Origin of the sequence: Polynucleobacter necessarius (assembly GCF_900095175.1) — a bacterium.
Taxonomy (GTDB): domain Bacteria; phylum Pseudomonadota; class Gammaproteobacteria; order Burkholderiales; family Burkholderiaceae; genus Polynucleobacter; species Polynucleobacter necessarius_I.
Genome location: NZ_LT606946.1, coordinates 1169997 through 1193626 on the forward strand (window position 1 = coordinate 1169997; position 23630 = coordinate 1193626).

Annotated in this window: 24 protein-coding genes and 1 tRNA gene; 11 read left to right on the forward strand and 14 right to left on the reverse strand. The window is 46.3% G+C overall.

The window, feature by feature from the left end; all coding sequences use genetic code 11:
• Nucleotides 1-18: 18 nt before the first annotated feature.
• The 3 genes from dapD to prmB are packed head-to-tail and all read left to right on the forward strand — an operon-like array spanning nucleotide 19 to nucleotide 2940.
• A complete protein-coding gene (gene dapD / locus DXE44_RS06065) occupies nucleotides 19-846 on the forward strand; it encodes a 2,3,4,5-tetrahydropyridine-2,6-dicarboxylate N-succinyltransferase (RefSeq protein ID WP_114653482.1) in 828 nt (275 codons plus the stop codon).
• A gap of 9 nt (nucleotides 847-855) precedes the next feature.
• Nucleotides 856-2007, forward strand: coding sequence for a succinyl-diaminopimelate desuccinylase (gene dapE, locus DXE44_RS06070; protein ID WP_114653484.1), 1152 nt, complete (start codon nucleotides 856-858; stop codon nucleotides 2005-2007).
• Between the two features lie 36 nt (nucleotides 2008-2043).
• On the forward strand, nucleotides 2044-2940 hold the full coding sequence (gene prmB, locus DXE44_RS06075; RefSeq protein ID WP_114653486.1) for a 50S ribosomal protein L3 N(5)-glutamine methyltransferase: 897 nt from the start codon (nucleotides 2044-2046) through the stop codon (nucleotides 2938-2940).
• A gap of 12 nt (nucleotides 2941-2952) precedes the next feature.
• Here the strand turns inward: prmB and radA are convergent, their stop codons facing one another.
• The 3 genes from radA to DXE44_RS06090 are packed head-to-tail and all read right to left on the reverse strand — an operon-like array spanning nucleotide 2953 to nucleotide 6707.
• A complete protein-coding gene (radA, locus tag DXE44_RS06080) occupies nucleotides 2953-4311 on the reverse strand; it encodes a DNA repair protein RadA (protein WP_114653488.1) in 1359 nt (452 codons plus the stop codon).
• 45 nt (nucleotides 4312-4356) lie between these two features.
• Entirely contained in the window at nucleotides 4357-4848 is a 492-nt protein-coding gene (locus tag DXE44_RS06085) for a hypothetical protein (RefSeq protein ID WP_114653490.1), read from the reverse strand.
• Between the two features lie 14 nt (nucleotides 4849-4862).
• Entirely contained in the window at nucleotides 4863-6707 is a 1845-nt protein-coding gene (locus DXE44_RS06090) for a potassium transporter Kup (protein WP_415065264.1), read from the reverse strand.
• Between the two features lie 254 nt (nucleotides 6708-6961).
• Between DXE44_RS06090 and DXE44_RS06095 the strand changes: the two genes are divergently transcribed.
• Both DXE44_RS06095 and DXE44_RS06100 read left to right on the forward strand, forming a co-directional pair.
• Nucleotides 6962-7038, forward strand: a tRNA-Met gene (locus tag DXE44_RS06095).
• Between the two features lie 178 nt (nucleotides 7039-7216).
• Entirely contained in the window at nucleotides 7217-8185 is a 969-nt protein-coding gene (locus DXE44_RS06100; protein ID WP_114653492.1) for a tripartite tricarboxylate transporter substrate binding protein BugE, read from the forward strand.
• 141 nt (nucleotides 8186-8326) lie between these two features.
• Here DXE44_RS06100 and DXE44_RS06105 read toward each other — a convergent pair whose 3' ends face one another.
• From DXE44_RS06105 to DXE44_RS10100, 3 genes are all read right to left on the reverse strand, one after another.
• Nucleotides 8327-8608 (reverse strand): hypothetical protein, encoded by a 282-nt coding sequence (locus DXE44_RS06105; protein WP_162785890.1) that lies wholly within the window; start codon nucleotides 8606-8608, stop codon nucleotides 8327-8329.
• Between the two features lie 10 nt (nucleotides 8609-8618).
• Nucleotides 8619-9152 carry a hypothetical protein gene (locus DXE44_RS06110; RefSeq protein WP_162785891.1) on the reverse strand — a complete coding sequence of 178 codons (534 nt, stop codon included), beginning with the start codon at nucleotides 9150-9152 and terminating at the stop codon, nucleotides 8619-8621.
• A 176-nt stretch (nucleotides 9153-9328) separates the two neighbouring features.
• Complete coding sequence (locus DXE44_RS10100) at nucleotides 9329-9679, reverse strand: hypothetical protein (protein ID WP_162785892.1); 351 nt, start codon at nucleotides 9677-9679, stop codon at nucleotides 9329-9331.
• 192 nt (nucleotides 9680-9871) lie between these two features.
• Between DXE44_RS10100 and DXE44_RS06115 the strand changes: the two genes are divergently transcribed.
• Nucleotides 9872-10249 carry a glycosyltransferase gene (locus DXE44_RS06115; protein ID WP_114653498.1) on the forward strand — a complete coding sequence of 126 codons (378 nt, stop codon included), beginning with the start codon at nucleotides 9872-9874 and terminating at the stop codon, nucleotides 10247-10249.
• A 41-nt stretch (nucleotides 10250-10290) separates the two neighbouring features.
• Nucleotides 10291-11397, forward strand: a complete 1107-nt coding sequence (locus DXE44_RS06120) for an HAD-IB family phosphatase (RefSeq protein ID WP_114653499.1) — start codon at nucleotides 10291-10293, stop codon at nucleotides 11395-11397.
• A 55-nt stretch (nucleotides 11398-11452) separates the two neighbouring features.
• Here DXE44_RS06120 and DXE44_RS06125 read toward each other — a convergent pair whose 3' ends face one another.
• Genes DXE44_RS06125 through DXE44_RS06150 form a run of 6 tightly spaced genes read right to left on the reverse strand, consistent with a single transcriptional unit; the run spans nucleotide 11453 to nucleotide 17396 of the window.
• Nucleotides 11453-11845 (reverse strand): type II toxin-antitoxin system HicB family antitoxin, encoded by a 393-nt coding sequence (locus DXE44_RS06125; protein WP_114653502.1) that lies wholly within the window; start codon nucleotides 11843-11845, stop codon nucleotides 11453-11455.
• Nucleotides 11842-12036 carry a type II toxin-antitoxin system HicA family toxin gene (locus DXE44_RS06130; RefSeq protein ID WP_114653504.1) on the reverse strand — a complete coding sequence of 65 codons (195 nt, stop codon included), beginning with the start codon at nucleotides 12034-12036 and terminating at the stop codon, nucleotides 11842-11844. Before DXE44_RS06130 ends, DXE44_RS06125 begins: the two co-directional genes overlap by 4 nt.
• Before the next feature lie 44 nt (nucleotides 12037-12080).
• Nucleotides 12081-14570 carry a DNA internalization-related competence protein ComEC/Rec2 gene (locus DXE44_RS06135; protein ID WP_231970602.1) on the reverse strand — a complete coding sequence of 830 codons (2490 nt, stop codon included), beginning with the start codon at nucleotides 14568-14570 and terminating at the stop codon, nucleotides 12081-12083.
• A 4-nt stretch (nucleotides 14571-14574) separates the two neighbouring features.
• On the reverse strand, nucleotides 14575-15435 hold the full coding sequence (locus tag DXE44_RS06140; protein WP_114653505.1) for a TatD family hydrolase: 861 nt from the start codon (nucleotides 15433-15435) through the stop codon (nucleotides 14575-14577).
• On the reverse strand, nucleotides 15432-16103 hold the full coding sequence (locus tag DXE44_RS06145) for an ABC transporter ATP-binding protein (RefSeq protein ID WP_114654376.1): 672 nt from the start codon (nucleotides 16101-16103) through the stop codon (nucleotides 15432-15434). The genes DXE44_RS06140 and DXE44_RS06145 overlap by 4 nt, the downstream gene beginning before the upstream one ends.
• 30 nt (nucleotides 16104-16133) lie before the next feature.
• A complete protein-coding gene (locus tag DXE44_RS06150) occupies nucleotides 16134-17396 on the reverse strand; it encodes a lipoprotein-releasing ABC transporter permease subunit (protein ID WP_114653507.1) in 1263 nt (420 codons plus the stop codon).
• Nucleotides 17397-17463: 67 nt separating this feature from the next.
• Here DXE44_RS06150 and DXE44_RS06155 point away from each other — a divergent pair, with 67 nt between their 5' ends.
• The 4 genes from DXE44_RS06155 to lysS all read left to right on the forward strand — a co-directional run bounded on the left by DXE44_RS06155 (nucleotide 17464) and on the right by lysS (nucleotide 22883).
• Nucleotides 17464-18423: a hypothetical protein gene (locus DXE44_RS06155; protein ID WP_231970604.1), complete on the forward strand. Its 960-nt coding sequence runs from the start codon at nucleotides 17464-17466 to the stop codon at nucleotides 18421-18423.
• A complete protein-coding gene (gene recJ / locus DXE44_RS06160) occupies nucleotides 18420-20165 on the forward strand; it encodes a single-stranded-DNA-specific exonuclease RecJ (RefSeq protein WP_114653511.1) in 1746 nt (581 codons plus the stop codon). The genes DXE44_RS06155 and recJ overlap by 4 nt, the downstream gene beginning before the upstream one ends.
• Before the next feature lie 28 nt (nucleotides 20166-20193).
• A protein-coding gene (prfB, locus tag DXE44_RS06165) for a peptide chain release factor 2 (RefSeq protein WP_114653512.1) occupies nucleotides 20194-21298 on the forward strand; the annotation gives its coding sequence in 2 pieces (ribosomal slippage) (nucleotides 20194-20274 and nucleotides 20276-21298; 1104 coding nt in all).
• Between the two features lie 34 nt (nucleotides 21299-21332).
• Nucleotides 21333-22883, forward strand: coding sequence for a lysine--tRNA ligase (lysS, locus tag DXE44_RS06170; RefSeq protein WP_114653514.1), 1551 nt, complete (start codon nucleotides 21333-21335; stop codon nucleotides 22881-22883).
• An 83-nt stretch (nucleotides 22884-22966) separates the two neighbouring features.
• Here lysS and DXE44_RS06175 read toward each other — a convergent pair whose 3' ends face one another.
• Both DXE44_RS06175 and DXE44_RS06180 read right to left on the reverse strand, forming a co-directional pair.
• On the reverse strand, nucleotides 22967-23095 hold the full coding sequence (locus DXE44_RS06175) for a DUF3149 domain-containing protein (protein WP_114654377.1): 129 nt from the start codon (nucleotides 23093-23095) through the stop codon (nucleotides 22967-22969).
• Between the two features lie 176 nt (nucleotides 23096-23271).
• Nucleotides 23272-23628: an OsmC family protein gene (locus tag DXE44_RS06180; protein ID WP_331851838.1), complete on the reverse strand. Its 357-nt coding sequence runs from the start codon at nucleotides 23626-23628 to the stop codon at nucleotides 23272-23274.
• Nucleotides 23629-23630 lie beyond the last annotated feature (2 nt).

Below are 23630 nucleotides of genomic sequence, written 5' to 3' on the forward strand. Positions count from 1 at the left end.
GATAGTTAACTGAAAAGCATGAGCCAATCACCACAAAGCATCATCGAACAAGCCTGGGAAAACCGCGCAAACCTCTCTCCTGAAGCCGTTTCTGGGGAAATCCGCAACGCCGTGAACGCCGTTCTCGAAGGCCTGAATACGGGCAGTATTCGTGTGGCTGAACGCCGTAGCGTCGGTAAATGGGAAGTAAACCAGTGGGTAAAGAAGGCAGTTTTGCTCTCTTTCCGCCTGGAAGACAACAAACCCATGAGTGCTGGTGGCTATACCCAGTTCTACGATAAGGTGCCTAGCAAGTTTGAGAACTACACCGCAGAAGACTTCGCCAATGGCGGATTCCGCATAGCTCCCCCTGCAATGGCTCGTCGTGGCTCATTTATAGGCAAAAACGCCGTTTTAATGCCTTCCTACGTCAATATTGGCGCTTATGTCGGTGAAGGCACCATGGTTGATACCTGGGCAACAGTAGGCTCATGCGCCCAAATCGGTAAAAACGTTCACCTTTCTGGTGGCGTTGGTATTGGCGGTGTTTTAGAGCCAATCCAAGCTGGCCCAGTCATTATTGAAGATAACTGCTTTATCGGCGCCCGCTCTGAGGTCGTTGAAGGTGTGGTTATTGAAGAAAACGCTGTGCTCTCCATGGGTGTTTATATTGGTCAAAGCACAAAGATCTATGACCGTGAAACTGGTGAGATCCATTACGGTCGCGTACCAGCAGGCTCTGTTGTGGTGCCAGGCTCCCTGCCTTCAGCTTGCGGTAAATACAGCCTGTACGCTGCGATCATTGTGAAGAAGGTAGATGCTCAAACCAGAGCAAAGACTGCCATTAACGAACTATTGCGTGATTAAGCTAGATCTATGAGCGCTACCCTTGAGTTAACTGAAGCCCTCATCTCCTGCCGCTCGGTAACCCCAGCGGACGGAGGCTGTCAGGAGCTCATTGCCCATCGCCTTCAAGCAATTGGCTTTCATACAGAAAGCGTTATCAGTGGTCCTGAGAATTTCCAGGTCACTAATCTTTGGGCAATCAAAAAAGGTACATCAGGCGATCAAGGTGAAGTCTTAATGTTTGCAGGCCATACTGACGTGGTACCTACCGGTCCATTGGAAAAGTGGACTAATGATCCATTTACCCCAACCATTCGGGATGGCATGCTCTATGGTCGTGGCGCTGCGGACATGAAGACCTCACTAGCTGCCTTTGTGGTCGCCACAGAAGAATTTGTCATTACCCACCCCAATCACAAAGGCTCGATTGCCTTTTTGATTACCAGTGATGAAGAAGGTCCAGCGAACGATGGCACCGTCATCATGTGTGATCGCTTACAAAAGCATGGACAACGTTTGGATTACTGCGTGATTGGTGAGCCTACCTCAGTTGATCAACTAGGCGATATGATTAAAAATGGTCGTCGTGGCTCACTCTCAGGCAAGCTTCGAATCAAGGGTATTCAGGCGCATATTGCCTATCCTCACCTTGGCAAAAATCCGATTCACATCTCCTCGCCAGCGATTCAGGCACTAGTCGAGACTGAGTGGGATAAAGGTAATGAATATTTCCAACCAACAAGCTTTCAGATTTCCAATATTCATGCGGGCACTGGTGCCAACAATGTCATTCCTGGCGAGTTGGTGGTGGATTTCAACTTCCGCTTCTCCACTGAGAGCAAGCCAGAAGAGTTACGTAGCCGCCTAGAAGCGATCCTTACCGCCGCTGGTCTTGAGTTTGAAATTGATTGGGTCTTAGGCGGCAGTCCATTTATCACCGGTGATGGCGCCCTTGCTGGCGCTCTACGCAAAGCCATCAAATCCGAAACCAAAATCGATACCGAACTCTCTACCACTGGCGGCACAAGTGATGGCCGCTTCATTGCAAAAATTTGCAAAGAGGTGGTTGAGTTTGGCCCGATTAATGCGACGAGCCACAAAATTGATGAGTGTGTAAATGTGGATGATGTTGTGCCACTCAAAAATATCTTCCGCAAGACTCTCGAGCAACTCGTTGCTTAAACGTATTCAGCTAATTACTTCCGACATCAATTCCTAATGGACCCTGCGCCCCAGCAATCTCTATCTCTTGATCAATGCATTGATCAAATTGCACAACGACTAGAAGCGGCAGATTTACATTACGGTCATGGCGCCATTGATGCCCAGAGCGAAGCTCTGTGGATTGTCAGCAAACAAGTAGATCTCAGCCCTTCTAATGCACTCGATCACCTAGAGCAGATCATGACTGCCGAGCAAATTGCTAGCACTTTTGAAGTTGCACAAACTCGCATCTCTACACGCAAGCCCTTGGCTTATATCTTGGGTGAAGCCTGGTTAATGGGTGTGCCATTTTTCTCTAGCGAGCAGAGTATTGTTCCCCGCTCATGGATTGCGGAACTTATCGCAGATGGCTCACTAGGGCCTTGGCTACCTGCCGATGGCAAAGCACTTGATCTTTGCACTGGCAATGGCTCTCTAGCAATTTTGCTGGCTTTATCCTGCCCAGATATTCATGTCAGCGCTTGTGATATTAGCCTGCCTGCATTAGCAGTGGCATCTCGCAACCTGGATCGCCATGGCCTTACTTCTCAAGTAGAACTTTTTGAAGGTGATCTCTGGGATGCGCTACCAGAGCCCCATGAAGATAATCTGTTTGACCTCATCATTTGCAACCCGCCTTACGTCAATGCGGATTCCATGAAGGCACTTCCAGCTGAATATCATGCAGAGCCTGCTCTCGCATTAGCAGGTGGTGATGACGGCATGGATCTCATTCGCAAGATTATTGCCGGCGCTCCTGACTACCTATCTGAGCGTGGTGCCATTCTGATTGAGATTGGCAATGAGTATGAGCACTTTAAAAAGGCATTCTTACAGATACCTGTCATTTGGATGGAAGTATCTGCGGGCGATGAGCAAGTCCTACTCATTCAAGCGGAAGACTTACGTTAACTTACTAAGGTCTTAGCTGAGCTCCGCAGCGGCAGAGATGGCTTGATCAATTCGCTCTACTGGTATCACCCTTAATCCCGGAATCTTTGGCATATTGGCCTTCGGAATAATTGCCACCGTAAAGCCAAGCTTAGCCGCTTCTTTCAGGCGCTCCTGGCCACGTGGACATGGTCGAATCTCTCCAGCCAAACCAACCTCACCAAAGACAATTAACTCTTTAGGCAAGGCTTTATTCCGAATTGAAGATTGAATTGCTAATAACACTGCCAAGTCAGCTGCTGGCTCGGAGATCTTCACGCCACCCACTGCGTTTAAGAAGACGTCTTGATCAAAGCACGCTATACCAGCATGACGATGCAAGACGGCCAACAACATTGCAAGACGAGCTTGCTCTAGTCCAACCGCCAATCTTCTTGGATTAGGGATATGCGCTGTATCTACTAAAGCCTGAATTTCTACCAAGAGTGGGCGACTACCCTCTTGCGTTACCAATACACAGGCACCAGGCACCATCTCCGCATGCTGGGATAGGAAAATGGCAGAAGGATTAGCAACACCACGCAAACCTTTTTCAGTCATGGCAAATACACCGAGCTCATTGACTGCGCCAAAACGGTTTTTAATCGAGCGCACCAATCTAAACGAAGAGTGAGTATCACCCTCAAAGTAGAGAACTGTATCGACAATGTGCTCAAGCACACGGGGACCAGCTAAGTGACCATCTTTTGTCACATGCCCCACCATCAAGACACAGATGCCACTGGATTTTGCAGCTCTCGTCAGTTGCGCAGCACACTCGCGCACTTGCGCAACAGAACCTGGAGCTGAACTCAATACTTCTGAATATAAGGTCTGAATAGAGTCCACCACCAAGACCTGCGGCTTCACCGTATCCATAATGGATAAGAGTTTTTCCAGCTGAATTTCTGCCAGTACTTCTAATTGAGGGGCATCCAATGCAATCCGTTTTGCTCGTAATGCAATTTGCGCAGCAGATTCTTCACCGCTACTGTAAAGAACATTCATGCCAGCAGCACTCATCTCTGCAAGCGCCTGTAGTAGTAAGGTTGATTTACCAATACCTGGATCTCCGCCTAACAAAACAACTCCACCAGGAACTAATCCACCACCCAACACACGATCAAACTCTTCGACGCCAGTACTAAAGCGCGGGAGATCTTCAGCACTGATAGCGGAAAGTTTTTGACGAGGGAGTGACTGCGCTAAACCCTGAAAACGGGTATTCGAGCTCACCTCAGGCAAACCTTCTTCTAGCGTATTCCATGCCTGGCATGAAGGGCATTGTCCTTGCCACTTAGCAGAGGTTCCACCGCATGACTGACAGATATAGATTGTTTTAATCTTGGCCAAAGTATTACCCAGTAATTAATAAGTGAGTGCAGCAGTAAAAATCAATTAATCGAGCTGTGTGCCCGCTTTATTCTCTTGAGCACGCTTAGGTGCATCTTTGCGACGTTGCTCTACATCTGCTGCACGAGCAGCTGCTGCCTTTTGCTTCTCTTCAAATTCTTTCTGATTGGCTACACGCTCAGCTGCTTTTTCAGCAGAGGCGCGCTCGGCGATCTTAGCGGCATCGCGCTGATCCTTAATACTGGTGCGTAACTTACGCTGGACTTCATGCAACTCCACCTCTTGTACGCGTATCGGATCAATCTCTTTACGATACTGGGCACGAGAATCTTTCAGGCAACTGTTCACCCAATACTTTTGATAGCACTCAGAGTTGGTTTTTTCCCAACGGTATTTAGCCCAATCGCGTTGCAACTCCAGTTTACGTTCAATCTTGTCGAGCTGCTCAAGCTGAGCTTCTTCAGCAGGGGTAGCCAGCACTAAAGCGCTGAAGGAGCACGCAAGCAGGAATGCCCCTAATGAAATCAGAGAGCGCAAGGTGACGGGCTTTATCAAATCTCGACCTTTGCGCCCAGCTCAACTATGCGATTGGCAGGAATCTTGAAGAAGTCAGATTGGCGACCGGCATTTTGATACATCCAACAGAACAGGCGTTCACGCCATATTGCCATACCCGGAATTGCTGATGGAACGATCGTATCGCGCGACAGGAAGAATGAAGTGTTCATTAAATCAAACTTCATACCGAAAGTTTTCTCAATCAAATCAATAATGGAGCCCATGTCTGGAGTTTCTTTAAAACCATAGATTGCACGCACTACATGGATGTTGCCACCAAGATCCTTCATGGTGATGCGCTCTTCATCGCTGACATAAGGCACATCCCAAATGCTGACCTTCAAGAAGAAAACTCGCTCATGTAGAACGTGGTTATGTTTGAGGTTATGCAAGAAAGAAACTGGCAAGTAATCAACATGTGCCGTCAGGAACACAGCAGCACCCTCAACCCGATGCGGCGGATGCTTGAGCAAGGACTCGATGAAGCTGCCCAGCTGAATACCCTCTTCCATAGCGCGCTTACGCAAAATCTGACGGCCCCTGAACCAAGTAATGAGGCAAGTGAAGCACAGCAAACCGAGCGCCAATGGGTACCAACCGCCATCTTTAATTTTAATTAAGTTCGCAGTCCAGAATGCAAGGTCAACTACAAAAAATGCGATCGTGACAAAGCTCACCAAAATGATGTTCATCTTCCATTCACGGAACATCACTACAGCTAGCAGAATGGTTGTAATCAGCATGGTTGTAGTTACCGAAATACCGTATGCCGCTGCTAGATTCATGGAACCTTTAAAGGAAACAACCGTTGCAACCACCATGAAGAGTAAGGCCCAGTTGACAATCGGAATATAAATCTGCCCCTGCTCAGAATCAGATGTGTGCAAGATGTTCATACGCGGCATAAAGCCAAGCAAGATAGCCTGACTTACCAGCGAGTAAGCGCCAGAGATAACTGCCTGCGAAGCAATCACAGTAGCAGCAGTAGCTAAACCCACTGTTGGCCACAAAGCCCAATCTGGAACCATTAAATAGAACGGGTTTTTAATTGCCTCTGGGTTAGACAAAACTAAAGCACCTTGACCCAAATAATTAATTAACAAGCTAGGCAGCACCACAAGCAGCCAAGCGTAACGCACTGGGGTACGTCCGAAGTGGCCCATATCCAAGTACAGTGCCTCAACACCAGTCACAACCAATACAACTGCACCCATCACAATATAAGCAGTGGTTGGATGGTCAATGATGAAACGCACGGCATACGCAGGATTAAATGCCTCAATGATCTGAGGTGCACCCCCGATATTAATAATGCCCAATACAGCGAGAGTTAAAAACCATGCCAAGGTAACCGGTCCAAATAACTTACCTACGGCTGCAGTGCCTTGTTTCTGTATCAGAAACAAGGCAACCAAAATCACCAATGAAATCGGAATAATGAATTTATGCAAAGCGGGTGCGGCAATCTCAATACCTTCTACTGCAGATAAAACAGAAATTGCCGGCGTGATAACAGACTCACCCAAGAGCATGCATGCACCAAACATGCCGATAATCATGAAGAAGAAGTAACTTTTTGATTTGCTATCGAAAGAGCGCAATGCAAGAGCCATCAGCGAGAGAACGCCACCCTCCCCCTTGTTATCTGCTCGCATAACGAACAAGACATACTTCACTGTCACTACCAAAATCAGGGCCCAGATCATCATGGAAATCACGCCAAAGAGCACTTCTGGTGTGAACGCAATACCATGCTGAGGATCAAAACATTCTTTCAGCGCATAGAGCGGGCTGGTACCAATGTCACCAAAGACGACACCAATAGCCGCAAGCATCATGACGCCGAGGCTTTTTTATGCTCGCCGCCCGTTCCATGAACCTCAACTGGGTTCAAAAGTGTGGAGCTAGAAAACTCTGGATTGCTAATGATGGACATCTCAAAACCTTAAGGTGATGTTGCATGGCAATATGTTACTCCTTATGCAGGTTGACTCAGGGAGGATATTTACCCCTCAAAACCGCTTATTTAAGCTCTATTTACAGGTATATCTCGACAAGGAGCCCTAAAAAATGGTAGAATTTTAGCTTCAGACGCGGGGTGGAGCAGTCTGGCAGCTCGTCGGGCTCATAACCCGAAGGTCGTAGGTTCAAATCCTGCCCCCGCAACCAAGAATTACAGCTCTAAGCCCTTATTTATAAGGGCTTTTTGCTTTTTTGGGGTTTCGAGTCCAATCCTCACCCCAAAATAGGGAAAAGATCCTTTTTGGATGAGCTCAGTTGTCTACTATCCTAAATACAGGGAATAAATCAACAATTCCCATGAATTGCCTATTTTGGAGAACAAGTGATGACATTAACAAGTAAATTGATTGCGATAGCCTGTGGTTCACTCATTAGTTTAGGAGCGATCGCTCAAAACTATCCTAGCAAACCCATCAAAATCGTTGTGCCGTTTGCCCCCGGTGGAAGCGCCGACATCATTGCACGCAGTATGGCCGAGCCTTTAGGTAAGCAACTCGGTCAATCTGTCATTGTTGAAAACAAAGCTGGCGATGGTGGCTCTCTTGGTGCACTAGAAGTGGTACGTGCCCCTAAGGATGGATACACCTTAGGCATGGCTACCATTTCTACTACAGCTTCTAATCCTGCAATTAATACCAGGATTGGTTACGACCCGCTGAAGGATTTCACAGCAATTACCAATATTGCGGCAACACCTAATGTGATTGTGGTGAACCCATCATTCCCAGCAAGAGATTACAAAACCTTTATCGAGGTCATCAAAAAGAATCCTGGCAAATATTCCTATGCGAGCTCAGGCACTGGTGGCATAGGTCATATGCAAACAGAATTATTTAAGAGTTTGACTGGAACCTATATTGTTCATATTCCTTGCCGTGGTGCAGGCCCCGGCCTCGTTGATGTTGTAGCTGGTCACGTGCCCATCATGTTTGACAACCTACCTTCTGCCCTTCCCTTCATCAAAGATGGTCGACTCATTCCGATTGTTATTGCTGCACCAAAACGCCTGGCGATCTTGCCAAATGTGCCTACATTTGCTGAGGTAGGCTTAGCACCAGCCAACAGAATGGCTTACTACGGTCTCTTAGGGCCTGCAGGCCTGCCTAAAGATGTTGTAGACAAGATTTATGCAGCTGCTCAAAAGGCAGTCTTAGATCCTGCCGTCAGAAAACGGATTGAAGATACTGGCTCCATCATTAATGTGAATGGTCCCGAGGCCTTCTCCAAGGAAATGGCTGCAGAGCTTGCGACCTACAAAGAAGTTGTTACTAAGCAGAAATTAGAATTAGAGTAATCACTAAATAATTAAGAGTCGCCTAAGAAAACTGCCCAAGAAAATTTGAGCAGTTTGGCTAAGCTAGATTAGGGATTGAGTGCGGCGATGAACTGCACCCAATCTTTTTTTCCATGGCCAGTTTTACATCATGGGGCCAGCTCAATTAAACCTATCAACATCTCTGCCAGATGCGTGCAAAGCCTTTTGACACAGCGGACAGGTAATGCCATCCCAATCTTGCAATGAGTCAGCCTCATCGCATTGACTGCAATTTAAACACTCACTCAATCCAATTGAGTTGGGAACCGTGTACTCAGCAACAGCATGGCACTTCTGGCAAAACTTGACGACATGGGTAAAGTAGACATCCTTCCCCATGCCAAAGGAGCCAATGCAATTAAACCCGCAGCCTCGACAAGCAAAGCGATATCTGGTCGTCATAGCAATGGGTTTATTTATTTAAGGTGTCAAGAAACTGCATCTTAAATTGAGTCATCAATAAAGAACGCTCCTGATTTGCAACGCCAGTCGTAATTTTTTTATAAATTAAGCCGTCATACACGCGATCTATTTTTGCGAAATAGTTTTGGTAGACCTTGCGAAGTGACGGATTTTGAATTTTCATTGCAATCTGCCTGCACTTTTGCGTTTCTCGCTTGAACTTTGCAAGCAACACCGTCTCATCTGTGCTTAATTTGTTTGGGGATGAGTACAAGAACTTAGAGCTTGGATTCGCAGGGTCTAAGGCAAAAATTGTGCCGTTAATAGATTGGGCAGTTTTACCTTCATTGACCGCCTGAATACACAGAGCAATCTCATTTTGAATGTCATCCTTTGGCTTTGGCGCAGAAGCACTCTTGGAGGGCGCAATTGATGGCTTAGATTGCATAGTTGCCACATTTGATTGCGTTGAAATATTTTCATTGCTAGCGCAGCCACCCAAAAGCCCTAAAGCAATAGAGCTAATTAATAATAGTTTTTTCATTTTTACCCAAATATCCAAAGCAAATAACTCAATTGGTGAAGTATTTGCTAGATTAGTAATAACTCTCGTATGCAGAATGAAGAATACGAAAGCCCTAAATACCTAATATCCATGCATTTGCATGACATATACCCTTGCTAGCAAATATCGCTAAACAAATGGCGGACTTTAAGGAATTAGGATTTGGGTGGCTTGTAAGGACAGTCGGCTATATCGCCAAGAATGAGCCTATCCTCAGATAGGTTGTACGCAGATCGAAAATCTGGTGATACTGGAAGCTCTAAAGATGCACTTCCCACATTTCCGGTGACGTGAGACATCAAAAATAAAGTGTATACAGGCTCTTCATCGCTTGCCACTTCAACTGCAGATAACGAATTTGCGCTGAGCTCAAGAGTAGTGCAGCCAGGCGAGTACAGACAGGCGCGCTCTACTGCGCTCTRAATAAAAATATTTCCCGCCATTACCTTGAAGGTAATAATGAAAATGCAAATAGCGAGAATTAAATTTTTCTTATTCAAGAACATTGCAAAGATTTTATACTTTTTGTCACATATGTAATTTCATCATACAAAAAATCAGCATCCACTCAATTGATAATTAATAAGCTGTAAAAAATCATGCACTTAGAGCCTTGAACAACAATTAGGAGCCAGAATCAAAGAGCTTCAACATTCACTAGGTATAATTTGACTTCAGATATCTCCACAGAGAAGAGCATGAAAGTATTTCTAATGCGTCTATGGAGAAAATTAAATTATTTTCTTCGCACTCAACCTCAAATTGCAGTTCAGTCAAGCAAAGAGGTTTTGCGCAGACAGGAAACATCTAATCACATAGATGCCCTACATCCAGCACTTTGTACTGTTGTCATTCCAGCGCTTAATGAAGAGAAGGCAATTGAGTCGGTAATTCAATACGCGCAAAAGGACGCCTTCACTGGAGAGGTGATTGTGATTGATGACAGTTCTATTGACAACACAGCTCAAATAGCCCGGGCCGCTGGAGCGCAAATTCATAGGAGCTCAATGCTAGGTAAAGGTGCCTCGATGCTTGACGGTGTTCAAGTCGCCATGCATGAGTACATTGTTTTTTAGATGGCGACCTATCTGGCCTAGAAGAAAATATCATTGCAAAAATGGTAGCACCACTGATTGCAGGCGATGCTGACTTTGTAAAAGCAAAATTTGGTAGGGGCGGTGGACGAGTTACCGAACTAACTGCCAAGCCCATGCTCAAAGTATTTTTCCTAGAATTGGCTGGGATTTCTCAACCACTCGGCGGAGTTATTGCAGCCAAAGCCTCCTTACTTAAAAAGCTTACTTTTGAATCTGGCTATGGTGTAGATATTGGCCTTCTTATTGATGCCCATCTTAAAGGAGCACGCATCTGCGAGGTTGATATTGGTTCTTTAGAGCACGATAGTCAGCCTTTAGTAGATCTTACAACCATGGCCAATGAAGTGGCTCGTGTTATTCACCACTACTCCCGTCATGCTGGAAGACTACATGTAGAGCAAATTTCTGAAATGCATGAGGAGCAGAGACTAGCTTCAGCCTCATTTGATTACATAATCAATCGTCGTAAGGATCGTCGCAAAGTAGTGCTATTGGATATGGATGGCACCATCACACCAAATCAATTTATCCAGGATTTGGCAAGCTTTACTCATACAGAAGAAGCTTTGGCAGTCATACTTGATCTTTATCAAAATGATGCTGGCACTCGCGAACAGAAGGTTGCAGAGATCTTTAAATTTACCCATCGAACTCAGTTTGAAAAAGTCGCAATGTCGATGCCCATCAAACTAGGCGTCGTTGAATTTGTAAACCAAATGAAGCGCAATGGCTTTATGGTTGGACTGATATCCGATAGCTACTTTATTGCTGCAGAAATCATGCACAAGAGAATTTTTGCAGATTTTGCAATTGTGCATACTCTAAAATTTAGAAACGATGTCTGCAGCGGTGAGTTAAATCTCAATAAAGATTTTTATCCTGATCGTAGTCATGGGAATTTACAACCTTGCAAAAGCAATGTGATTAAACAATTTCTCTCTAAAAACAATAAACCAAGTTTCACTGAAGTTTGGGCTATTGGGGATCAGTTAAATGATCTTGATATGCTATTACTAGCTGATAAGGTCTTTGTTATCGACCCCAAGTCCCCAGGGCTATTGAAGCACAAGCACATTAAACATGCTTCTTCGTTTGAGGATTTATCTCAAGTCGATGTCATCGTTTAAACGGCTTTGAGTTCTCTCAATTAGACGGGAGTGCTCAAGGATTCCAATTGCCAACTCAAGCAGTTAATGCCAAATGTGCAATGAATGCGGATCTGTTTTCTCCTGCTTTTTTTGCTTTTGCATCCAATCTAGCCAATACCCTTTTTGGAAGGGTGATATTTATTCGCTCTATTTCATCAGAAAGCAATGCTGGATCAATCTCTACAATTGCCCAAACCCACCCTTTAAATTCTTTCCGCTTTTGTAACTCTCTCAATGAACTTGGTTTTGGTATTTCTTGATTACGCTCTAAAGCAAGCTCAATCCAAATCTCTATAGCCTCTTTTGCGTTTTCTATAGCTTCATCAATGTCTCTATCTCCGGCTGAGAAACAGCCTGCCAAATCTGGCACAACGACACCCCAGGCTTCCTTGCTAGATCCCGGCTCAATTGCAATCGGATATTTCATTTATGGCCCCTCTTGATATCTGCCTGTTTTAATATTTTTTCCACTAAACCAAGACCCAAATCCTTTTTAGGATGAGGAATGCAAATATGCCCATCCTTTGTTCTGTGAGTGAAGATATGATGCGAACCCCTCGTCCTACTGAGTACCCACCCATCGCTACTCAATAGCTCAATTAGTTTTTTACTGTGCATCGATCTCCTTTTAAATTATACACACCATACACACTAAAATCGATCTAACTTCCTTTCCGATGCCATAGGCGCTGACTATGCTGGCGCCAAAATAGCGGTTCACTCTGATTTAACTCCCATTTGGCTGGAAATTCCCAAACCTGCGCACCAGTGCTTGGTGTTTGATAGAAAGGAATATTCATACCTTGATATCGGGCGGTGACTGTTGGATGTGGGTGCCCATAACGATTGCGATAGCCGTTTTGCGCAAATGCTTCATCAGGATTTAGTGACGATAGGAGATTTTGGGACGAGGATGTCTTGCTACCGTGATGTGGAGCCATGAATATCAGCGCCTTGTCTTGTAAGTCATTGAGTGCTTCTTGGGTTAAGCGCTCGGTGATATCAGCCTCACCCTGCTTTTCCACATCACCCGTTAACCAGAACGAAGTGCTTGAGTTACGAACCTCCAGAACACAACTGACTTCATTGGGCTTTCTAGGGTGTTGATCTTCAAAAACTGTATCCGCATGCGGATGCCAAATATGAAACTCCACCCCATCCCATGACCATTGCTGGCCGAAGCGACAGGGGATCGCAGGAATCTTTCTACTCCCTAAATTTGCGAGCAATGGATTAGTACTCGGCAAGGATCCCATCATCGAGTCAAACCGTATTTCTTTTAGAAGAGTTGCGGCACCTCCAATGTGATCACTATCACTATGACTAATCACCATACGATCAATATGATTAATCCCTCTTCCTCTCAGATACAGCAGGATGATTCTTTGGCCTGCATTATCTTTCCCTTGAATGGGCCCAGTGTCATATAGCAATCGCTTTGTTCTAGTTTCAATGAGGACTGCCGTACCTTGACCGATATCGAGTACCGTTGCACGAAACTCACCTAGAGATAAATTGGTGTTTTGACTTGGGTAGATAAATAAACTCGTAGTGAGTGCGAGCCCGACGACTCTAGAAAACCAACTCTCTCGAATGGATCCAGGGCGAATCGCCATGATGATGCCAACACTGGAGAGTGCTATCGCCCACCAAGCAGGCTGACTGGACCAGGCGACTGCCCATCTCCAGTTGGCCATCCAAGCCAACATGATAGCCAGGCAATCCATCGTGGTATGGGCTGATATTAATAGCCACTTACCGAGGAAGTCAGGCAATAAGGCACCCGCAATCGCCAGAGGCGTCACGATATAACTCACCACAGGAATGGCAATTGCATTTGCCAATGGTGAAACTATCGAGACTTGATAAAACCAATATAGAGTCAATGGCAAAAGTGCGATAGTAACAACGGCCTGTACACGACAAGCCTCTTTAAGCGCTTGAGACAATCTATATCGCCAATCAAGCTCCAACTCTCTGCCAGTGGGTAGTCCTAATAAACCATCCGAATCCTGCATGGCGAACAAAATTGCCGCTACCGCCCCAAATGAGAGCCAGAATCCCGGCGTATAGGGCGCCATTGGATCAATCAGTAAAACAACAAAGAGAGCCCACCACCAGATATCAAATGATCGGGGGTTTCTGCCAGACCATAGGGCAAATGCAACAACACCCACCATATACATCGTTCGCTGTGCCGGAATCTGAAATCCAGCTAACCAAGCGTATACAAATGCCGTTAGAAAACCGGCTACCGCAGCAAACTTCCCAACAGGGATCAATAACGGCAGATTATTACGACGCCATAAAAAGGTAGCGAGCATCGCACCGAAGCCAGCCAGCATCGTTACATGAAGGCCCGATATGGATATGAGATGCCCAATACCAGTGGCATTAAATACACGCCAGTCTTCTTGGTCTATCGCATTTTGGTCCCCCATGACCAGTGCTGCAATCACTCCACCATAACGTGCATCCCTTGGAAGTAGACGCTGAATTTTTTGCCTCAATTTCCAGCGCTGATATTCCATGGCTAGAGCGAACTCAGACATACCAATATCTTTTTCAAGAAGTAACTTGCCAGACCTTACTGATCCAATGGCACCAAAATCTTGATGAAAAGACCAGCGCTCAAAATCAAAGGTGTAAGGATTGAGTGACCCATACGGCCTTTTGATTTTGACTTTGAACTCCCAGCGCTGACCCGGAATAATTTGAGGGACATCTTGAGGGTTACGCCATGCTGGCTGCCAACTTAAATACACCTGCGTAGGAAATGAATCAATTGGCTCCTTGCCTAACCATGCCTGATCCAGCTCAAAAGAAAACTTGGCACCAGCGGACGAGCTTTGTGGCAAGGCATTGACTCTGCCTTCAAGAACAAGATCCTTACCCTCATACTCGACGGAAAGAACATGGGTCAGTCGACTTTGTGCGTAATGTATATTCCATGCAAATCCCAAAGCAAAACAGCATGTAGTGAGTAATGCGCTGCTTACATAGCAATATTGAATTAACGAGCGATTGATGCAGGCGCAGGATAGAGAAATGAAGATGGTTGTTATGCATATCCAATACCAATACTCTGGCACAGCAGGCAAAAATAGAAGAAGCGATCCCCCGGCGATGAACGCCGCAATATTGATACGCAAGCTCTTAAGAGGCGGATTGTGGGTTTAGTTTGTTAGCCATTAGTAATGACCAACGGGGCAATACCTGCATCGCGTTTTGCCAAACTACTTTTGAAAATACTTCTTCACTAATACCGCGAATGCTAGCTAATTGCTGAGCAATTCTGGGGAGTAAAGCGGGCTCATTGAATTGGCCACCCTCTTCCCTAAGCCATGCCGGCGGAATATCCGGCGCATCCGTTTCAGTGACGATACTTTCTAGCGGTAGATCCTGCAATAGACGGCGAATCTGTAATGCCCTATCGTAGGTTGCCGCCCCGCCAAATCCCAGCTTGAAACCCAATTCAATAAATTGCTCAGCCTGCTGATGACCCCCATTGAATGCATGCGCAATACCGCTGGGGACCTTTCTTTTGCGCAGAGCCTTCAAAATGGCATCCTGTGAGCGGCGAACATGCAAAATGACTGGCAACTGGAATTGTTGAGCCAAATCGAGTTGCTTATGAAAGAAATACTCTTGGCGCTGAGGATCAAGGCCCTCGACAAAATAATCTAAGCCAATCTCACCAATACCTACAAATCGAGGATCGTTCAATGATTGCTCAATTTGCTTCTGAAGAATCTCGATATCACTCTCTTGGGCTTGATTGATGTATAGCGGATGAATACCCAGGGTATAAACCAAGCCTGGAATTTGATTGCTAAATTGATCTGCTAACTCTCTAGCCTTAAGCCAATCAGACGATTGAACTGTAGGCAGCAAGATAGCTTTAACGCTTTTACTTGCTGCCCTTGAAACAATCTCAGGAAGGGAGCTTGAGAACTCCGGCGCATCTAGATGGCAATGGGTTTCAACCCATGCGAGCTCTTTGCCAACTTCGCTCATTGCGCGAAAGTCTTTAATACTCCGCGCTCTAAATGCAAAATCCGGTCACAACGTTTAGCGCGAATAGGATCATGGGTCACAATCACGAAAGCAGTACCCTGCTCACGAGTAATATCTAACATCAAGTCAAATACACCATCGGCAGTTTCAGTATCGAGATTGCCCGTTGGCTCATCCGCTAATACACAAGCGGGGTTACCTACTAACGCACGAGCAACCGCAACTCGTTGACGCTCACCACCAGATAGCTCACCTGGGGTATGTTGAACTCGCTTTGCTAGACCGACCGCATGCAACATCGTATTGGCACGTTCCATAGACTCTTCATTACTCAGCCCACGAATACGTAAAGGTAATGCGACGTTTTCAACAGCACTGAATTCATCTAAGAGATGATGGAACTGATAAATGAAACCCAAACTCTGATTGCGCAATTGATCCAGTTTTCTCACTGGCAATTGATGGAGATTTTCTCCAGCCAAGATAACTGTCCCTGAGTTAGGCGTGTCTAAACCACCCAATAAATGCAACAAAGTGCTCTTACCTGAACCTGAAGATCCAACAATTGCCACCTTCTCGGAAGCGTTTACCTGTAGATCAATTTCCTTAAGGACATCAACTGCTGTTGGTCCTTTGCCATAGGTCTTTGCAAGGTCAGATGCACTCAGAATCACGCCGTTGTTTTTTCATTCTTAAAATTATTCATAGCGCAATGCCTCCGCAGGCTGAACTTGGGCAGCACGTCTGCTTGGGTATAGCGTAGCTAATACAGAAAGGCCGAAAGCCATCAAGCCCACTGTAAGCACATCAGATAAACGCACATCCGAAGGCAACTCACTAATAAAGTACACATCGCGTGGCAAGAAGCGCACCCGGAAGATCGCTTCTATAGCGGGAACAATCACATCAATATTTAAAGCGATAAGGAGCCCCAAACCAACACCGGCTAGAGAGCCTAGCAAACCAATCACCAATCCCTGCACCAAAAAGATGCGCTGAATCAGCCCTGGGCTTGCGCCCATCGTTCTCAAGATGGCAATATCGGCCTGCTTCTCATTAACCGTCATTACCAAGGTAGAAACCAAATTAAAGGCGGCTACAGCAATGATCAGAGTGAGGATGATGAACATCATCTTCCTTTCAGTTTGAACTGCTGCAAACCAATTCCGATTCGAGCGTGACCAGTCGCTAACCCACAAAGCTTGCGGTACAACCTGGGCTAACTCAGCAGCAATTTCTGGCGCACGTTGCATATCATCCACCTTCACGCGCAAACCAGATGGATCTTGTAAACGTAATAAAGCGGCAGCATCTTTCCAGTGCATGATGGCAAGGGAGCTGTCGTACTCATAATGGCCGCTATCGACAATACCAACCACCTCTAGCGTGCGCATTCTGGGCATGGCGCCTGCAGGAGTGAGATCGCTTTCCGGCACGATGAGGTTAATGCGATCACCCACGCGTGCGCCAACAATATTAGCAAGCTGGGCGCCCAAAGCAACACCAAAAGCCCCTGGCTTGAGATCCTCAATGCTGCCGGTAACAAATTGTTTTGGTAAATCAGAAACCTCACCTTCCTCGCTTGGAAGCACCCCTCGGATCGCGACGCCACGCATCACACTATCGCGACTCAATAAACCTTGCGAGCTCACCATGGGGGCAACACCAACTACGTGAGGCTGAGCAGCCACCTTCAGTGCAATCGGCTCCCAATTGGCCAAACCATCTGGGGCAGTAATTTCAACGTGAGAAAGAACGGAAAGCATCCGATCGCGCACTTCCTTTTGGAAGCCATTCATTACTGAAAGCACCACAATCAGGGCGGCAACACCCAAAGCAATACCTGCGGTGGAGATTCCGGAGATAAAAGAAAGGAAGCCATCACGCTTACCCACGGTCTTCCGACGCTTGGATCGGGTGTAGCGCAGGCCAATTTCTAGCTCAATAGGAAGTCTCAACATACACACAGTTTAGTAAATTCAACGAGCAAACCGACGGATTCTGTAAATGCCACCTAAAATCAGGGGAATGACCGCCAATTTGACCTCCCCAGCAAGTGCTTTACAACGCTTTACCCTGATGGTGTCAGGGGAAGATGCTATTGACGCTGGACTGGACCAGAATGCCCCGCCAAGCGGACTGCCACAAGAGCGGTTTCTATTAGACGATAGGCTCCCGATAGCTCCAGTATTGTTGTTGGGTCAGAGTGACTTGGCGATCAATCCAAATGAAACCATTGCCTGCCTTCAACCGGTACATCTGCACGCTACCCGAGATCACTTGATTTTGATGGCACAAAGTCAGATAAATCTGACTGAAAATGAATCTGCCAGATTGCTAAATGTTGCCCTCCCATTTATTGAAGAGGATTTTGGCAGCAAAGTCTTATTCCAAGGGCAGCGTGATTGGTTTATTCCAGCAGGACCGTTTGCCAGTCTAGCTACTCACTCGATTGATCAAGCACATGGGCGCAATATTGATTGGTGGATGCCACGCGATACGAGTGAAATTGGAATTGCCAAGCTTTGGCGCAAACTCCAAAATAAAATTCAAATGCTCTGGCATATTGACCCGGTCAATGAAGAACGAGAGCAACGTGGATATCCCAGTATTAACTCGCTTTGGATCAGCGGCATTGGAAAACTAGCGGATATTCAGAGTCCTCAATTGTTTGAGAAAGTAAATCAGATATATGGAGATCATGCCCTTCTACCTGGGCTGGCAAAGTATCTTGGAATTTCCCAGCAGAACGAAATTGATTTCTCAAAACTTCAAAATGCTTTTGCTTGGATTGATCGCCCCGAGAGTATTTGGGATAACTTGAGAAGATCTCTCTTGAGCAATGAGTTAGACGAAATTGAAATCATTGATTTTCCAAAGGGGCAAGCCCGCCACAGAATCTTCACAGTAAAAGACTTCAATAAAAAGTCTTGGGTCTTCTGGAAAAAATCAGAACCCTTAACTTGGTCAGAAATTATTGCAACATGAGTGTATTTTCTCAGCGCCCCTTTTCTGATCGCACGGCCAACTGGTTGCAACAGAGTGGTCTACACCCACTGCTAGCTAGACTGTATGCAGCACGTGGCATTGATAAACCCGATGAGCTCTCATTAGATCTCAAGCAACTTCTCTCACCAGTGGAGTTGAAAAACTGCATCAGCACTGCCGCCCTACTCGCCGATATTCTCGAGCGCAAGGAAGCGATGCTGGTGGTAGCGGACTACGACTGTGATGGTGCCACCGCCTGTGCTGTTGCGCTCAGAGGATTAAAGATATTGGGTGGGCCAGATACCCCCATTCAGTTCTTGGTGCCGAATCGTTTTACGATGGGCTACGGATTAACCCCAGAAGTAGTTGACTTAGCGGCTCAGCAAATTCCTAGGCCTAAATATCTTATTACTGTAGATAATGGTATTGCTAGTGAAGCTGGGGTTGATCGAGCTCGCGAATTGGGCATGGAAGTCATCGTGACTGACCACCATTTGCCAGGCGATCGACTACCAAAAGCTACTGCAATTGTGAATCCCAATCAGCCTGGCTGCACCTTTCCAAGTAAAGCACTTGCAGGTGTAGGTGTGATGTTCTATTTACTAGTTGCTCTACGTGCAGAACTTCGCAAGCGCGGAAAATTTACTGCCGAGACTCAACCTAAAATCGAGAACTTATTAGATCTCGTGGCCTTGGGTACCGTAGCAGATGTGGCACAACTTGACCACAATAATCGCATCCTGGTTTCCAATGGCTTAAAGCGTATTCGGGCTGGCGTATCTCAGGCTGGTATTCAAGCCTTATTCCAGGCCGCGGTGCGCGATCCGCGCAAGGCGAATACCTTTGACTTAGGGTTCGCTATCGGCCCTCGCTTGAATGCCGCTGGTCGCTTAGCGGATATGACTCTAGGCATCCGCTTATTACTCAGCGATAAACCCGATGAGGCTATTGAACTAGCTTATGAACTTGACCGCATTAATCGCGAGCGACGTGTGATTGAAGGCGGTATGCAAGAAGCCGCCCTCGCCCACCTTGCAGAAGATCAATTGGCGGGCACCATGGCAGAACGATCAAGCATCTGCCTTTGGAACGCAGAATGGCATCAAGGCGTTGTAGGCATTGTTGCTTCCCGCCTCAAAGAGAGGTTCAATCGTCCTGCCATTGTGTTTGCTCCAGCAGATGGCGCTAGCGGTAAAGAGTTGCGTGGCTCCGGTAGATCATTGACTGGGTTTCATCTGCGCGATGCTTTAGATATTGTTTCTAAGCGCGCGCCGGGTCTGATTCTCAAGTTTGGCGGCCATGCCATGGCAGCGGGCCTGAGCATCAGAAAAGCGGATTTTGAAAAGTTTGATGCGGCATTCCAAGAGGTTGCTAATCAATTACTGAACGATGAACTACTAGAGCGTCGCCACATTCATGATGGCCCCCTCGATCTTTCTGAGTTCACACCCGAAACAGGCGATCTTCTTGCTGAAGAAATCTGGGGTCAGGGTTTTCCTCAGCCCATTTTTTATGAGGAATTTGAGGTCGGACAACAAAGTCTCATGAAGGAAAAACATCTACGCTTGCAGCTTCGTCCAATTGGGGATGGGCAGCTAGCTAGCAAGCCATTTACCGGCGTTTGGTTCAACCGGACTCAGCCCTTACCCGCCAAGGCCAAGCTGGCCTACCGCCTGGTAACCGACCGCTTTCAGGGGCAGGCTCGCGTACAACTCATGGTTGAGGCCCACGACGAGGGTTGAGTGGCAATAACCCCCTTATAATTAGGGGATGGAAGCCGAACAACTCAATACTATTTCAAATACCCTGTCCGATCTGCTCACTCGTGAGCAAGCACTTCGGGGGTATCTTTGACTTCGAAGTAAAATCACGACGCCTTACTGAAGTTAACTCTATTCTTGAAGATCCCACCATCTGGGACGATCAAAAAAAAGCACAAGCCCTCGGCAAAGAAAAGAAATTGCTTGATGGTGTTGTTGCCACCCTCACTGATTTAAATAGCAATATCACTGGTGCCATCGAGTTATTCGATATAGCCAAGGAAGAAAGTGATTTTGAAACTATTGCTGCTATTGAGCAAGATGTTGAGAGCTACAGCAAGATCATCCATGATCTTGAGTTCCGTCGCATGTTCCATAACGAGATGGATTCCTGCAATTGCTTTATTGACATTCAAGCGGGTGCTGGCGGAACAGAGGCTTGCGACTGGGCTAGCATGCTCTTCCGCCAATACCTCAAGTATTGTGAGCGCAAAGGCTATAAAACAGAAATTCTGGAAGAGTCTGATGGTGATGTTGCTGGCATTAAGAGCGCCACTATCAAAGTGGATGGTGAGTATGCTTACGGTCACCTACGCTCAGAGACTGGCGTTCACCGCCTAGTTCGTAAATCACCATTTGATTCATCAAACGGTCGTCACACCTCTTTTGCCAGTATTTATGTGTACCCAGAGATTGATGATTCGATTGAGATTGACGTTAACCCAGCTGATATTCGTACCGATACCTATCGCGCCTCTGGTGCGGGTGGTCAGCACATTAATAAAACCGACTCTGCTGTTCGCTTGACCCACCTTCCAACCGGAATTGTGGTGCAGTGCCAGAATGACCGAAGCCAACACCGTAATAGAGCCGAAGCCATGACGATGTTGAAATCACGTTTGTATGAGCATGAGATGCAAAAGCGTCGTGCAGAGCAAGACAAACTTGAAGCCAGTAAGACCGATGTAGGCTGGGGTCACCAGATCCGCTCCTACGCACTGGATCAAAGTCGCATTAAAGACTTACGCACTAACGTTGAGATATCCAATACACAAAAGGTATTGGATGGTGATCTTGATGCCTTTATTGAAGTCAGCCTGAAACAAGGCGTTTGATTTATTTCCCCTATTCCAGTTATTTATATTCCATATGAACGATCAAGTGAACTCCAATCCTAATCAAGCTACTGAAGCTGTTGATGAAAATCACATCATTGCAGAGCGTCGCGAGAAACTAGCTAAGTTACGTGAAGGTGGAGTAGCTTTTCCAAATGACTTCGTGCCAACCCACTTAGCTGCAGATCTTCATACCCACTACGATAGCCTCACCAAAGAAGAATTAGCTGCTAAGAAAGTGCATGTCAAAGTTGCCGGCCGCATGGTGCTCAAGCGTGTCATGGGCAAAGCCAGCTTTGCCACCATTCAAGATCGTAGCGGTCAGATTCAGTTCTATATCAATGATGAAATCAGTGGTGCAGATACTCATGGTGCATTTAAGCACTGGGATATGGGTGACTTTATCTCTGCCGAAGGCAATTTATTCAAGACCAATAAGGGTGAGCTCTCCGTTGAATGCAGTAATCTACGCCTCCTGAGCAAATCGTTGCGCCCTCTTCCAGATAAGTTCCACGGCCTCTCAGATTTAGAGACCAAATATCGTCAGCGCTATGTTGATTTGATTGTGAATCCAGAGAGTCGCAATACTTTTAGAGCGCGTAGCAATACGATCGCCTCCTTGCGTCGCCATATGCTGGATGCGGACTTCATGGAAGTTGAAACACCAATGCTCCACCCGATTCCTGGTGGCGCTACGGCCAAGCCATTTATTACGCATCACAATGCCTTAGACATGCAAATGTTCTTGCGTATTGCGCCAGAGCTTTATTTGAAGCGCTTGGTAGTAGGTGGTTTTGAGCGTGTCTTTGAAATCAATCGCAATTTCCGTAACGAGGGCGTTAGTCCACGTCACAATCCAGAATTTACGATGATGGAGTTCTATGCGGCCTATACCGATTACTGTTGGTTGATGGACTTCACAGAGGGCTTAATTCGTGCGGCAGCGATTGATGCGCAAGGCACTGCTGTTCTGACCCACCAGGGCCGTGAACTCGATTTGAGCAAGCCATTCCAGCGCTTAACTATTACTGAAGCTATCTTGAAGTATTGCGGCCAGTCCAATAAGAGCTATGAGCCAGCTCAACTGGAAGATGCTGCATTTATTCGCGCTGAATTGAAAAAAGGTGGCGAGAACCCAGATTCCCCTACCCTCAAGAATGCAGGTATTGGCGCCCTTCAGTTAGCTTTATTTGAATTGGTTGCCGAGTCACACCTCTGGGAGCCGACTTACATCATTGATTACCCAATCGAAGTAAGCCCTCTTGCCCGTGAATCTGATACACGCCCCGGCATTACTGAGCGCTTTGAATTGTTCATCACCAGTCGCGAGATTGCCAATGGCTTCTCCGAGTTAAATGATGCCGAAGATCAGGCCAACCGCTTCCGCAAGCAAGTGGAACAAAAAGAAGCAGGTGATGAAGAGGCGATGTACTTTGACCACGACTTCATTCGTGCGCTTGAGTATGGCATGCCTCCAACTGGTGGCTGCGGTATCGGTATTGACCGCTTAGTCATGCTACTGACTGATGCACCCAATATTCGGGATGTGATTTTGTTCCCGCATCTCCGTCGCGAAGAAGAGTAATTTACTCGAACTCTATTTCTAGAAATTAAAAAGCCGCAGCGATTACATTCTGCGGCTTTTTTAACTTCTGCGTATATCTTGACTTATTCGCCTGCAGCAATCTTCTTTAAGAACATACGGACAAAAAATACTGCCATGCCACTAATGAACAGTATTACTGCCAAGCTGAGCTGGCCAGCGAAAGTGCCAAACAATTCTTTAAATAAGACCATCTCCATCTCCTTTTAAATTTCCTAATACCACTTTAGGCTTTTCAAAAGGAGACTGTTTTGGCCCAAATCAAAGGAAAGCCTTATATCGCTGGATATAACTGCTGATTATTAGAGTCGATCACTGTCACATTAACTGGAATACCCAGGCTAACACTAGAAGATACGGTGCAGAAATCCTAAAACTGAGCCAATACTCGATCCAAATTTTCCAAAGTAGATCCTGGTACCCCAATATGAATATCAACGTAGATCGCCAGAATCCGCAAGCGGTTTTGTTCATTTCTACCAATCTCGCAACGTGCCTTGGTTTCTATCGGCTCTGGATTTTGCTTAAACTTTCTTAAAGCGAATAGCAAGGAGTCAGACAAGCAATTAGCTACTCCAGCCAATAAAAACTGAGATGGCGTAGCACCTTGAGACCTTCCAAGGGGTGGCGGCTCATCGCCATAAACCGGATCACGCTCCTCGTTGTAATAAATAGCAAATTGATAATCAGACTGTTGAACTAGTCTTACTGATGGGGATTCACTCATAT

Coding starts and splice junctions, on each gene's coding strand:
- DXE44_RS06115 (WP_114653498.1), top strand. CDS start 9,872: ATGAAAGTATTTCTAATGCGTCTATGGAGAAAATTAAATTATTTTCTT.
- DXE44_RS06175 (WP_114654377.1), bottom strand. CDS start 23,095: ATGGTCTTATTTAAAGAATTGTTTGGCACTTTCGCTGGCCAGCTCAGC.
- DXE44_RS06130 (WP_114653504.1), bottom strand. CDS start 12,036: ATGCACAGTAAAAAACTAATTGAGCTATTGAGTAGCGATGGGTGGGTA.
- DXE44_RS06120 (WP_114653499.1), top strand. CDS start 10,291: ATGGTAGCACCACTGATTGCAGGCGATGCTGACTTTGTAAAAGCAAAA.
- DXE44_RS06140 (WP_114653505.1), bottom strand. CDS start 15,435: ATGAGCGAAGTTGGCAAAGAGCTCGCATGGGTTGAAACCCATTGCCAT.
- DXE44_RS06150 (WP_114653507.1), bottom strand. CDS start 17,396: ATGTTGAGACTTCCTATTGAGCTAGAAATTGGCCTGCGCTACACCCGA.
- recJ (WP_114653511.1), top strand. CDS start 18,420: ATGAGTGTATTTTCTCAGCGCCCCTTTTCTGATCGCACGGCCAACTGG.
- dapD (WP_114653482.1), top strand. CDS start 19: ATGAGCCAATCACCACAAAGCATCATCGAACAAGCCTGGGAAAACCGC.
- DXE44_RS06105 (WP_162785890.1), bottom strand. CDS start 8,608: ATGACGACCAGATATCGCTTTGCTTGTCGAGGCTGCGGGTTTAATTGC.
- prmB (WP_114653486.1), top strand. CDS start 2,044: ATGGACCCTGCGCCCCAGCAATCTCTATCTCTTGATCAATGCATTGAT.
- DXE44_RS06155 (WP_231970604.1), top strand. CDS start 17,464: ATGACCGCCAATTTGACCTCCCCAGCAAGTGCTTTACAACGCTTTACC.
- DXE44_RS06110 (WP_162785891.1), bottom strand. CDS start 9,152: ATGAAAAAACTATTATTAATTAGCTCTATTGCTTTAGGGCTTTTGGGT.
- DXE44_RS06125 (WP_114653502.1), bottom strand. CDS start 11,845: ATGAAATATCCGATTGCAATTGAGCCGGGATCTAGCAAGGAAGCCTGG.
- dapE (WP_114653484.1), top strand. CDS start 856: ATGAGCGCTACCCTTGAGTTAACTGAAGCCCTCATCTCCTGCCGCTCG.
- DXE44_RS06180 (WP_331851838.1), bottom strand. CDS start 23,628: ATGAGTGAATCCCCATCAGTAAGACTAGTTCAACAGTCTGATTATCAA.
- DXE44_RS06090 (WP_415065264.1), bottom strand. CDS start 6,707: ATGATGCTTGCGGCTATTGGTGTCGTCTTTGGTGACATTGGTACCAGC.
- DXE44_RS06100 (WP_114653492.1), top strand. CDS start 7,217: ATGACATTAACAAGTAAATTGATTGCGATAGCCTGTGGTTCACTCATT.
- lysS (WP_114653514.1), top strand. CDS start 21,333: ATGAACGATCAAGTGAACTCCAATCCTAATCAAGCTACTGAAGCTGTT.